The following is an 11,914-nucleotide window of genomic DNA, read 5'->3' on the forward strand; positions in this document are numbered from 1 at the left end:
TAGCGGGGCTCGCTCCCGCGGCACTCTTGCGGTCTTTCTCGTGCTCTCGCGGTCCTGCAGAACCGCAGAAGGACGAGAACGACCGCAAGAGTGCTGCCTCAGCGGCGCGCGAACGCGCGGCGCAGCCGGTCGCCGATGACCAGCGGTGTGCCCAGCTCCCGCCAGATCCAGCGGGCGACCTTCCAACCGTGATCGCGGATGTCGTCCTCGCGCAGCTTCTCCTCGAACACGGCATCGCCTGGCTCCTGGCCGGGCCGCAGCAACCGCCCGTACTTGATCCGGCCGTCGAACTCGGCGATGGTCCGGTGCTCGCGCCAGCCGAAGTCGCACCGGGCGACCTCGCTACCGTCGAGGCGGCGAAGCCTCACCTGCAGGTCGGGAGCCGGCAGTCCGAGCCGCTTCATCAGCACGCGGCTGCGGCTCTCCCCGACGCTCTCACTGCGCCCGTCGGCGAACGCCACCACCCGGGCCGCCCGGCGCACTCCCGGCACGGCGCCCATGCGGGACAGGCGGTCGGAGAGCAGCTCTTTCGTCGTCCACCCGGTGGCCAGAGCGGCGTCGAGCGTGACGACGGCCTGCTCGAACGGCAGTGTGCGCGCGACGTCGACGGCGGTCCGGGAGAGGTCGGTGACCTCGAGTCCGTTCAGCTCCGTCACCTCGTCGTCCGCGAGACGGGCGATGTGCAGGTGGATGCGACGGGTCCCGCTACCGCTCGCCGGCGGCCGGCGCGTGATGTGCACCCGGTCGAAGCGGACGTTCCAGGTCGGCAGGCCGTGCAGCACGGCGGCCGAGAGATGGCTGACCACGCCGGGCAGGCGCAGCCCGGCGACAGTTGCCATCACGACGGCGGCGTGCCGCTCGTCGTCACCTGCTGGCGGATCGCCGGGCGTGTACGTGCCGCGCTGCAACCGGACCAGCTCTCCGCGCCGGACGAGCCGGGCCAGTTCGTCGTCGGTCATCCCGTCGGCGAGGGCGGCGGCGCGGCGCAGCAGATCGGCCATGACCGGATCCTCGCGCCGATCCGACCGCCTCCACGAGAGCTGACACAGGGTTGTGGATGGTCGCTCTTGCTGTGATTTCGGTGCTCTTGCGGTGCTGCAGCACCGCAAGAGCCGGTGAACAACCGCAAGAGTGGCGGCAGCGAGGAGCGCTAAGGGGCGGGGGAGGGCTCCTGGGGTGCGGCGTCCAGGTCGGCCGCCTCCGTGCCACGAACGGCGTCCTTGCGGCGCGGCTGGGCGGCGAAGCGCAGCAGCGCCACGACGACGTAGCCACCGAGCAGGCACCACGGCAGCCGGCCGGTCATCTCCTCGACGGTGAGGTCGCCGCGCAGGTAGAGCGCCAGCAGCGGCAGGGCCAGCACGAACCCGACCCCGAGCACGTCCCAGCGGAAAGGGCTCATGCCTGGAGCGTCTCCAGCCGCTCGCAGAGCACCGACGCCCAGCGGTGCGCGGTGGCCGGCACGCCGTCGAGGAGGGCCACGGGCGTATCCACCCGGGCGAGCACCGCGGCCGGGTCGACGGACAGGTCGGCGTCCTGGACGACGAGCGCGTCGGCGCGGGGCAGCCCGCCGAGCCACTGCTCGAGGTCCTCCGGCTTGCGGGTGGCCTCGACGACGGCCCACACCGCGGTCGGCGACCAGATCGCCAGCATCTGCGACATCCAGTAGGCGTCGGTGCGCAGCGGGGCGTCGACGGCGACGATCGTCATGGTCCCGGAGCGCTCGGCGTCCTGCCGGCGGCCGATGGCGGCGTCGAGGGTGGTGATCCGGTTGCCCTTCGGCGCCAGCGCGGCCAGGTCGCCACGGGTCGCCCACAGCACGCGCTCGGGGTCCAGCCGCAGCGAGGCGGCCAGCGAGCGGGCGGCGCGGAGGGTCTCGACGCCCGGGCCCACGAGGAACAGCACCTCGCCGGGGCCGGTCGGCAGCTGCGGCGCGGCCGGCAGCCGCACGGCCAGCGCCGCGGTCAGGGCGGCGTAGGTGCCGTGCGCCGCGGCGTCGGCGGCGAAGCCGGCGCCGAGCAGCTGCTCGGTGAGCCCGAACGACACCAGCCGGGTCACCAGGTCACCGGACGGCGCCGCGGCGGGCACCGGCGCGGTCGCCGGGAGCGCCGGGGCCTCGACCGCGGGGGCCTCGACCGCGGCAGCCTCGATCACCGGGGCAGCGACGACGACCGGCTCGACCAGGACCGGCTGGGACATGGGGGTCTCCTCGACCTCGACCTCGACCTCGGCCACGGGGGCGGCCGGCTCGCCGGGCTCGACGTAGTCGGCGTCCGGCAGCGGCGCGAACGGCAGGCGGACGACGGTGGCCAGCGGGGCGGCCGGTGCGGGCATGGGGGCGGTCTCCGGGGTGGTCGGCCTGGGCGTAGCCGCCGAGGCGGAGGCGCGGGACGCCGACGGCGGCACCGGCGGCAGGCCGCCGCGCCGGCCGGACAGCGGCGGCAGCAGCGAGAGCGGCGACATGACGGTGGTCGCGTCCATCTGCATGGGCGCCGGGTCGCTGGCGGTGCGCGCGAGAGGCGGCATCGGCAGTTCGACGACCGGCTCCTCGACCGGCTCGGCGATGGCGACCGGCTCGGGCGCGACGGCGACGGGCACGACCTCGACCGGGACCTCGACCACGGGCGGGGCGGCGACCGGAGCGGCCGGCTCGTGTAGCACGACCTCGGCGAAGATCGGCTCGTCCGGGGTGACGTCGGTCCACGTCGGCTCGGCCTCGACCGGCGCGGCCTCCGTCCAGACGGGCGCGGCCGGGGCCGGGTCGCCCCACAGCGGCTGCGGCTCGACCGCCGGCTCCGGCGCGGGCTCCCACGACGTCTCGACCACGGGCTCGACGAAGCTCTCGACGACGGGCTCGGAGAACGGCTCGGCGAAGGTCTCGGCGGCCGCAGCGGCGGGCAGCGGCGCCTCGACGGCGGCCGGCGACGAGCCGGCCAGCACGGTGCGCAGGATGTCGGCGAGGGCCTCGTCGGACTGACCCTGGGCCAGCGCCGCCCGCAGGATGTCGGCGATGACCTCCTCGCGCGGCGAGGACGACGGAGCGGGCTCCTCGACCACCGGAGCCGGCGCCGGGGCAGGTGCCTCGGCGACCGGGGCCTCGGCAGCCCAGGTCGGGAACACCATCGGGCGCACCCCGGGGGACTGCTCCTCGTGCTCGTCCACCGGTTCCTCCTCCTGGTGCTGCGCACCCGACTGTGCCGTCTTCTCCGCCGCCCGGACGATCGCTGCCCAGTTCGGCCGGGATGGTTCGTGGTCGCGGTGCTCGTCCGCAGGTTCGGGTGCGGTCTCGACCGCGGGTTCCTCCAGGGCCTCCTGCACGGCCTGGCGCACCTCACGGTCACCCGACACCATGCGGGCCAGCGCTGCGGTGAAGGGGGAGGGTGCCGACGACGCGCCGGAGCCCGAGATCACCGGTCCCTCGTCGTCCGTCTCCACCGTGGGCCACTCGTGAACCGGGACCACCGGCTTCACCGGCTCGGGGCTGAACGCCCGCTCCGGGGTGAAGGCGCGCGTCGCCTTCTTCGCCGCGGCGGCCGCGGGGGCCACGGCGGACTTCTTCGCGCTCTCCGCGGCGGCGCGCTGGAAGGCGCTGCGGGTGTAGGTCGGCAGCGGCTCGGCCGGGCCGTCGGCGCCCAGCAGGTCGGCGACCTCGTCGACCGGGTCCTCGGCCGCGGCGGCCAGCCGGGCGATCGAGGCGGCCGCGGCGCGGGCGCGCTCCTCCAGCGGAAGGTCGGACTGCGGCGTGCGGGACGCCGGCGTGCGCGGTGCCGGTCGCTTGGGGCGGGCCAGCGCATCGGGATCGACCTCGGCCACGTACCGCTCGGTCGCGAAGAAGCCCAGGACGCCCCCCGAGCGCACCCGCCGCACGCCGACGACGCGCGCCGTCGCACCGAACTGCTCTCGAGCAGCGGCGATGGCGTCGTCCCGCGTGGCGGCCTCAACGGATCGCAACGGCACCGCTCACAACTCCCAGCGACTCGATCTGCGCTGTCCGGGACACCTCGGTGTAGGAGATCACCGGCAGCCTGGGCAGGACCTGACGGATCAGCCGCGAGAGCGCCGCGCGCACCTGCGGTGAGCACACCAGGACCGGGGAGAGGCCCGACCGCTCGGCCTCCTCGAGCATTCCGGAGCAGCCGTGGACGAGGGCGTCCACGGCGCCGGCGTCGATGGCGAGCACCTGGCCGCCGTCGGTCTGCCGGATGGACTCCAGCAGCCGCTGCTCGAAGCCGGGGTCGAGCGTCAGCACGTGCAGCCGCTCGTCGGCCGTGACGTAGGGCTGGCTGATCGCCGAGCCGAGCGCCGCGCGGGCCGCTTCGATCAGGCCGTCCACGTCGGTCGACGTCTTCGCCCGGACCGAGAGCGCCTCGAAGATGCGCACCAGGTCGCGGATGGAGACGTTCTCCTCGAGCAGGCCGTGCAGGACGCGCTGGATCTCGCCGAGCGTGAGCAGCGTGGGCGTGAGCTCCTCGACGACGATCGGGTGCGTCCGGCGGACCATCTCGACCAGCAGCTTGACGTCCTCGCGGCCGAGCAGGTCGGCGGCGTTCTGCCGGACGACCTCGGCCAGGTGCGTGGTGATGACCGAGGATCTGTCGACGACGGTCGCGCCGGCCATCTCCGCCTGCCGCTGCAGCTCCATCGGGACCCACTTGGCCGGCAGCCCGAACACCGGCTCGCGGGTCGGCTTGCCGGGCAGGCCGTCGAGGTTGTCGCCGATGGCCAGCACCGTGCCGGCGGGGGAGATGCCCTTGGCGGCGGGGACGCCGTTGAGCCAGATGACGTACTGCGACGAGGGCAGGTCGAGGTTGTCGCGGGTCCGGACCAGGGGGATGACCAGGCCGGAGTCCATGGCGACCTTCCGGCGCAGCGCCTTGACCCGGTCGAGCAGGTCGCCGCCGCGGGCGCTGTCCACCAGGTCGACCAGGTCGAAGGCCACCTCGAGCTCGAGCGGGTCGACCCGCATCTTCTCGGCGATCGCCTCGGGGGAGTCGGGCTTGGGCTCGTTCTCCGCCGCGAGCGCGCGGGCCTCGGCCTCCTCGTCGACGACCGGCGCCTCCTTCATGCGCGCGGCCATGATGAGGAACAGCCCGCCGACTACGGCGAACGGCAGCTTGGGCAGGCCCGGGATCAGGCAGAGGGCCACCGCGGCGCCGCCGGCGATCCGCAGCGGCTGCTTGTAGCGGCCCAGCTGGCCGAGCAGGTCGGTGCCCATGTCGGCGTCGGAGGCCGAGCGGGTGACGATGATGCCGGTCGCGGTCGAGATGAGCAGCGCCGGGATCTGGGAGACCAGGCCGTCACCGACGGACAGCAGCGAGTACTGGCTGACGGCGTCCGCGGGGGACAGGCCGCGCTGGATGACGCCGATCGCGAAGCCGCCGATCAGGTTGATCAGCGTGATGATGATCGCCGCGATGGCGTCGCCCTTGACGAACTTCGAGGCACCGTCCATCGAGCCGTAGAAGTCGGCCTCGGCGGTGACCTCGGCGCGGCGCTTGCGCGCCTGCTGCTCGTTGATCAGGCCGGCGTTGAGGTCGGCGTCGATCGCCATCTGCTTGCCGGGCATGGCGTCGAGGGTGAAGCGGGCACCGACCTCGGCCACGCGGCCGGCACCGTTGGTGATGACGACGAACTGGATGATCGTCAGGATCACGAAGATCACGAGCCCGACGACCAGCGAGCCGCCGACGACGAAGTGGCCGAACGCGTCGATGACCTTGCCGGCGAAGCCGTCGGTGAGCACCAGGCGGGTCGAGGAGACGTTCAGCGCCAGCCGGAACAGCGTGGCGATGAGGATCAGCGACGGGAACACCGAGAAGTCCAGCGACCGCTTGATCTGCATCGAGACCAGCAGGATCAGCAGCGCGGCGGTGATGTTCAGCCCGAGCAGCAGGTCGAGGACCGCCGAGGGCAGCGGCACCACGAGCATGAGCACGATGGAGACGACGCCGACGGGCACGGCGACCTTCGACATCTTGCCCACGGTGGACCTATCGGCAGTCCGCCGTCCCGGTGATACCTATCGCCAGCTCAAGGACCCCCTCCTCCCCACCGCTCGCAAGCTCGCGGCGGTGCCCGGGAGGGGGCCGATCAAGCGGTAACGGGTGAGCGGCGTCGTCCGGCCTTGGGCAGGCCCTCGGTGTCCGGCGCCTCGAAGCCGGGCCGGTGGAAGCCGCCGACCACGCCGCGTGCGGTGAGGTGCATGACGAAGGCGAGCACCCGGGCCACGGCGGTGAACAGCTGCGCCGGTACCTCCTGGCCGATGTCGCAGGAGGCGTGCAGCGCCCGGGCCAGCGGGATGTCCTGCACGAGCGGCACCCGTGCCTCGGCGGCCACCTCGCGCAGCTTGGCGGCGATCTCGTCGGCGCCCTTGGCGACCACCCGCGGCGCGCCCTTCGCCGGCTCGTACTTCAGCGCCACCGCGACGTGGGTCGGGTTGACCAGCAGGACGTCGGCGTCCTTGACGTCGGTCATCATCCGGTTGCGCGACATCGCCATCTGCAGGCCCTTGCGGTGGGCCTTCATGTGCGGGTCGCCCTCGGACTGCTTGTGCTCCTGCTGGATCTCGTACTTGCTCATCTTGAGCTGCTTCATCGTGCGCGTCCGGACGATCACGTAGTCGGCGATCGCGATGACCAGGCCGGTGATGGCGATCGTCCGCATGAGCAGGACGGCGCAGTCGGCGAAGGTGCCGGTGACCGACGACAGCGGCAGCGCACCGGCGGAGGACACCAGCGCCTTGGCCTTGCCGACCGTCACCAGGACGACGGAGGCCAGCGCCGCCGTCTTGATCAGGGCCTTGACCGCCTCCCACAGACCCTGGGTGCCGAACATCCGCTTGATGCCCTTGAACGGGTTCAGCTTCTTCAGGCTCGGCTTGATCGCCTTGCCCGAGACCGACACCCCGCCCTGGGCCGCCGTCGCCGCGACGCCGGCCAGCATCAGGGCCAGCGCGGTGGGCAGCACCGTGGTGAGGAAGCCGGACAGCGCCTCCCCCAGGAGGTCGGAGATGGCCGAGGTCTCCGGGTGCTTGGCGACCGCGCCGACCTTCACGAACAGCTGCTGCACGGTGGTGAACGACTTGCTCACCAGCATGGGCAGCATCACGCTCGCCACGGCCACACCGATCCACGTCCCCAGTTCGGGGGTGCGGGCGATCTGCCCTTCCTTGCGCGCCTTCTTCAGGCGCTGGGGAGTCGGTTTCTCTGTCTTCTCACCACCCGGACCGTCCTTCGCCATCGGGCTACCCGCCCTTCAGCGAGACGATGGCGCGGGTGGCGTGCTCGATCAGGGTGTCGAGCGCCGGCGGCAGCAGCGGGAAGGTCAGCCCCAGCAGGCTCAGGGTGATCATGATCTTCACCGGGAAGCCGAGCTGGAAGATGTTGAGCGCGGGTGCCGCCTTGGACAGCAGGGCCAGTGCCACGTCGGCCAGCAGCAGGACGGCGACCAGCGGACCGGCGATCTGCAGGGCCGCCAGGAACATCATCGACAGCGCGGTGAGCAGCACGTGGCCCAGCTGGTCGGTCGGCACGGTGCCGCCGACCGGCAGCCCCTCGTACGACGTGGCGAACCCGCGGACCAGCATCATGTGCCCGCCGCTGGTGAACAGCAGCGTGCTGGCCAGCGTGTAGTGCAACCGCCCGACGTTGCTGGTCACGGTCATGGCCATCGGGTCGTACGCCGGCTGCAGCGAGAACCCGCCGGTGAGGTCGATGAGGTCGCCGGCCATCTGCACCGCGGTGAACAGCACCTGGACGATGAAGCCGAGCCCGGCTCCGATCGCCACCTCGGTGACGACGCCGACGAGCAGGAAGCCCGGCGTCGGCTCGGGCATGTTCGCCGTGACCTTGTGCAGCAGCGCCACGGAGAGGGCGAGCGCCAGCGCGCCCTTCACCGGTGCGGGGATGCCGCGGGAGTTGAAGGGCGGCGCGAGCATCACGAAGCCCGCGGCCCGGCAGGTGGCCAGCAGCAGTCCGGCCAGGGTGACCGCGGGGACCGAGAGGTCCACGGGCCTACGTCCGGCCGAGCAGCGTCGGCAGCATGTCGAACAGCGACTGGGTGAAGCTCACCAGCTCGGAGAGCACCCAGTTGCCCGACACGAGCAGCGCGATCGCGACGGCGATCATCTTCGGGACGAACGAGAGCGTCTGCTCCTGGATCTGGGTCGCCGCCTGGAACAGCGAGATCAGGAAGCCGACGAGCAGCGCGGTCAGCAGGACCGGCGCGGCCACCTTGGCGGCCAGCATCATCGTCTGCAGCGCGAGCTCGGTCACCTGCGTGTCGGTCACGGCGCTACCCCGCCCCGTACGAGTGGACCAGTGCGGTGGTGATCAGCGCCCATCCGTCGACGACGACGAAGAGCAGCAGCTTGAACGGCAGCGACACGATCGCCGGCGGGACCATCATCATGCCCATCGCCATCAGTGCCGCGCTGACCAGCATGTCCAGCACCAGGAAGGGGATGAACACGACCAGCCCGATGATGAACGCGCTCTTGAGCTCCGACAGGACGAAGGCCGGGATCAGCGTGGTCATGCTGACGTCGTTCTTGTCCTTGGGCGCGTCCTCCCCGGACAGGTTGATCATCAGCTTGAGCTCGTCCTGGCGCGTGTTCTCGAGCAGGAAGCCCTTGAGCGGGACGACGCCGGCGTCGTAGGCCTGCGAGACGGTCATCTGGCCGTTGAGGTAGGGCTGCACCGCGACGTCGTTGATGTCGGAGAACACCGGGCCCATCACGAACAGCGTGAGGAACAGGGCGATCCCGGTCATCACCTGGTTCGGCGGCGACTGCTGCAGGCCCAGCGCGTTGCGGACCAGCGACAGCACCACGACGATCTTGGTGAACGAGGTGCACAGCAGCAGCACGGACGGCGCCACCGACAGCACGGTGATCGCGAGGATCAGGGTGATCGAGGTGCTCGGGCTGCCTCCGCCGACCGAGACGCTCACCCCGCCGTCGCCGGCCGGGGCGGTCGGTGCGACCGGGGCGGTCGGCGCGGTGGGGGAGGTCGGGGCCGCGTGGGCCGGCCCGGCGACGAGCAGCACGACCACGCAGGCGGCCAGCGTGACGAGCACGACCAGCGCCATCCGGCGCCAGGTGAAGATCGGCCGCCGGGACGCCGTCAGCGTTGCGGTGGAGCTCACGATCGCCGGACCGTCTTCTCGCGGAGCTCGGTCATGAACGAGCCCCAGCCCTTCTTGTCGAACACCGAGCCGTTCAGCGCGCCGGACGACGTCCGGGCGGTGACCCGCGGGCGGGGGACGGGCTCGTAGCCGGCGTCGTCGTCCTCGTGCACCGGCGTCAGCGCACGTGGCGCCTGCTTGGTGCGCACGGCGGCCTCGACGGTCTCCGGGTCGACCTCGGCGAGCAGGGTCACCTGCTCCTCGGTGGCGCCGACGACCAGGCAGACGTCACCGATGCGCACCACGTTGACGGTGCTGGCGCGACCCATGCGCTGGCGCGCGACGACCTCGATGAGCCCGTTGCCGTTGCCGCCCAGGCCGCGCTTCTTGGCCAGGCGTGCGGCGAACCACAGCACGCCGCCGACGAACGCCAGCGAGAGGACCAGGCGGATGACCATCCACGTCATGTCAGAGGGCCTCCGCCGCATCGGTCACGATCTCGCTGATCCGCAGGCCGAAGTCCTCGTCGACGACGACGACCTCCCCGCGGGCGATCAGCGTGCCGTTGACCAGCAGATCGGCCGGGGCGCTCGCGGCCCGGTCCAGCTCCACGACCTCGCCGGGGTGCAGCGAGAGGAGTTCCTGCACGGTCATGCGGGTGCGACCGATCTCGACGGTGACCTCCATGGCCACGTGCCGCAGCAGGTCGAGGCTGCCGCGCTGACCGCCACCGGCGGACGGGCGGGGCAGGTTGACCTGCAGCGCGAAGGTGGCCTGGTGCTCGCCGTCGGCCAGCAGCGGGACGGCGACGAACATGCCCTTGTCGCGCAGCCCGTCGAGGGCGGCGACCGGCTCCTCCACCCGCTCGGAGGCGACGCGGACCCGGCCCAGCGTGCCGGCGGCCGCCTCGAGGGCGGGCCGCAGCGCGGCGGCGACGTCCATCTTGCCGACGGGGGAGTTGGCCAGGGCCTCGACGACCTCGGCGGAGACGACCAGGACGACGTCGCCGGTGACCTCGCCGGACAGGCTCGCGGCGATCGCGGACGCCGCGCCCGGGGGCAGCGGGACGGTGTCGGGGTCGCTGACCGCCGCGCCGGGCACGAGCTCGGTCGTGGCGGGCACGAGCGAGGCGGCGGCACGCGCGGCCGCCGAGACCACCGCGGTGACGGTCTCGGAGTCGGAGTGCTCGGCGGTGCGTGGCGCGCTCATGCGGTGTCCTTCACGGCTGCTGCGGGGGTGGGAACGATCGCGGCGGCCAGCCGGCGGCGGTGGTTGCTGGCGATCGCGTAGGCGAAGGTGACGTCGTTCGTCGTGACCTCCAGGGGGCTGTCGCGCGGGTGGCGCAGCAGCAGGACGTCACCGACGGCGAGCGAGAGCAGGTCCTCGGAGGAGACCGACAGCGGGGCGAAGCGGACGCTGACGTCGACCGGCACGAGGTTCAGGCGCGCGGCCAGCGCCTCGGCGGCCCGCTTGCGCTTGCGCAGCGCCGACTCCGACAGCTGCGGCGAGGCGGCGTTGTTCAGCGCCTGCGCGAAGGAGGAGAACGGCAGCACCAGCGTGGCCTGGCCCTCGCGCTGCCCGATGGCCATCGAGAAGGAGGCGACCATGACGGTGTCCGAGCCGGCCGCCGCCTGCGCCAGCTGCGGGTTGTACTCGATGCTGTCGATCTCCGGCTGGACCGTCGTGATGTGCGCGAACGTGGTCGCGAACTCGTCGAGCAGCCGCTCCAGCAGGTGACCGTGGATCGCGCTCTCCATGCCGGTCATCGGCCGGTGGGGCTGCTCGGCCGAGCCGGAGCCGCCCAGCATGTGGTCGACGGTGGCCATCGCCATGTCCAGCGGGTAGGCGAGCATCCCCTTGCCGGCCAGCGGTTCGATGGTGAACGTCGCGATGAAGATCGGCTCGGGCAGCGTCGCGACGTAGTCGTCGTAGGAGAACTGCTCGATGCCGGCGAGCTCGAGGCGCGCTCCGGTCCGGAGCATGGAGGTCAGGTGCGTCGTCGCCTGGCGCGCGAAGGCCTCCTGCGCGATCTGCAGCACCCGGACGTGGTCACGGGAGAGCTTGGTCGGGCGGCGGAAGTCGTAGGTGCGCGGCTCGCTGCGGCGGGCGCGTGACCCCAGCGCCTGCGACAAGGGGCCGCCGGCGGGCGCGGCTCCAGGGTCGGGTCGGGTCACGTCGAACCTCATCGGCGGACGTCCCGGTCACCCTGACCGTTCTGTGGGGAGTTGCCGTGCGAGCGCGGGAGGCGTGTGACCAGTGGTGCGAGCACATGCGCGAAGTGCCAGTCCCGGCGTCCGGAACTGGCACTTCGCGAGGGTGGTGGAGCGGATGGGTCGTTACTGGGTGACGTACTGCGTCAGGTAGATGCCCATGACGATCTCCTTGCCGTCCTCCTTGTAGGCGTCGACGATCTTCTTCTCGAGCGCCTCCTTGAGGGCGTCCCGGGCGGTGATCACGTCGGACGGGTTCGCCTGCGAGTAGCTGGCGATGACGATGTCGAGCGCCTCGGAGCCGTCGGGCTTCTCCTCACCCGCGTCGGCGGTCAGCTGCAGCGCGATGCCGATCTTGAGGTAGCCGCCGCCGGCCAGGTTGACCGCGATCGGGTCGAGCACCTCCACGGCGCCCTTCTCCGGTGCGGCGGCCTTCGCATCGCCCGAACCGGAGAACAGGAAGAAGTACGCACCGGCGCCGACGGCGACGAGCAGCACCGCGACGATCACGAGCAGCTTCTTCTTGCCACCCTTCGCCTCGGTCTCCTCGCCCTCGGGCTTGGTCTTCTCGGCCATGGTCTTCT

The 11,914-nt window shown here is 72.1% G+C and carries 12 protein-coding genes; all 12 read right to left on the reverse strand.

Annotated features, from left to right (window positions below; translation table 11 throughout):
* Positions 1-98 precede the first annotated feature (98 nt).
* Positions 99-1,001, reverse strand: coding sequence for a type IV toxin-antitoxin system AbiEi family antitoxin domain-containing protein (locus GGQ55_RS13100; RefSeq protein WP_179717338.1), 903 nt, complete (start codon positions 999-1,001; stop codon positions 99-101).
* A 149-nt stretch (positions 1,002-1,150) separates the two neighbouring features.
* Positions 1,151-1,399: a hypothetical protein gene (locus GGQ55_RS13105; RefSeq protein WP_179717339.1), complete on the reverse strand. Its 249-nt coding sequence runs from the start codon at positions 1,397-1,399 to the stop codon at positions 1,151-1,153.
* Positions 1,396-3,954: a hypothetical protein gene (locus GGQ55_RS13110; protein ID WP_179717341.1), complete on the reverse strand. Its 2,559-nt coding sequence runs from the start codon at positions 3,952-3,954 to the stop codon at positions 1,396-1,398. The genes GGQ55_RS13105 and GGQ55_RS13110 overlap by 4 nt, the downstream gene beginning before the upstream one ends.
* On the reverse strand, positions 3,935-5,971 hold the full coding sequence (gene flhA / locus GGQ55_RS13115; protein ID WP_218859266.1) for a flagellar biosynthesis protein FlhA: 2,037 nt from the start codon (positions 5,969-5,971) through the stop codon (positions 3,935-3,937). The genes GGQ55_RS13110 and flhA overlap by 20 nt, the downstream gene beginning before the upstream one ends.
* A gap of 116 nt (positions 5,972-6,087) precedes the next feature.
* Positions 6,088-7,236, reverse strand: coding sequence for an EscU/YscU/HrcU family type III secretion system export apparatus switch protein (locus GGQ55_RS13120; protein WP_179717345.1), 1,149 nt, complete (start codon positions 7,234-7,236; stop codon positions 6,088-6,090).
* A gap of 4 nt (positions 7,237-7,240) precedes the next feature.
* On the reverse strand, positions 7,241-8,005 hold the full coding sequence (gene fliR, locus GGQ55_RS13125) for a flagellar biosynthetic protein FliR (protein WP_179717346.1): 765 nt from the start codon (positions 8,003-8,005) through the stop codon (positions 7,241-7,243).
* A gap of 4 nt (positions 8,006-8,009) precedes the next feature.
* Positions 8,010-8,285, reverse strand: coding sequence for a flagellar biosynthesis protein FliQ (gene fliQ / locus GGQ55_RS13130; protein ID WP_179717348.1), 276 nt, complete (start codon positions 8,283-8,285; stop codon positions 8,010-8,012).
* A gap of 4 nt (positions 8,286-8,289) precedes the next feature.
* The gene (fliP, locus tag GGQ55_RS13135; RefSeq protein WP_366489232.1) at positions 8,290-9,141 is read right to left on the reverse strand and encodes a flagellar type III secretion system pore protein FliP; all 852 of its coding nucleotides are present in this window, start codon (positions 9,139-9,141) and stop codon (positions 8,290-8,292) included.
* A complete protein-coding gene (locus GGQ55_RS13140; RefSeq protein ID WP_179717350.1) occupies positions 9,138-9,587 on the reverse strand; it encodes a FliO/MopB family protein in 450 nt (149 codons plus the stop codon). Before GGQ55_RS13140 ends, fliP begins: the two co-directional genes overlap by 4 nt.
* Before the next feature lies 1 nt (position 9,588).
* On the reverse strand, positions 9,589-10,329 hold the full coding sequence (fliN, locus tag GGQ55_RS13145; protein WP_179717352.1) for a flagellar motor switch protein FliN: 741 nt from the start codon (positions 10,327-10,329) through the stop codon (positions 9,589-9,591).
* Entirely contained in the window at positions 10,326-11,294 is a 969-nt protein-coding gene (locus GGQ55_RS13150; protein ID WP_366489235.1) for a flagellar motor switch protein FliM, read from the reverse strand. The genes fliN and GGQ55_RS13150 overlap by 4 nt, the downstream gene beginning before the upstream one ends.
* Before the next feature lie 162 nt (positions 11,295-11,456).
* Complete coding sequence (locus tag GGQ55_RS13155; protein WP_179717356.1) at positions 11,457-11,906, reverse strand: flagellar basal body-associated FliL family protein; 450 nt, start codon at positions 11,904-11,906, stop codon at positions 11,457-11,459.
* Positions 11,907-11,914 lie beyond the last annotated feature (8 nt).

The sequence above is a fragment of the Petropleomorpha daqingensis genome (genome assembly GCF_013408985.1).
Taxonomy (GTDB): Bacteria; Actinomycetota; Actinomycetes; order Mycobacteriales; family Geodermatophilaceae; genus Petropleomorpha; species Petropleomorpha daqingensis.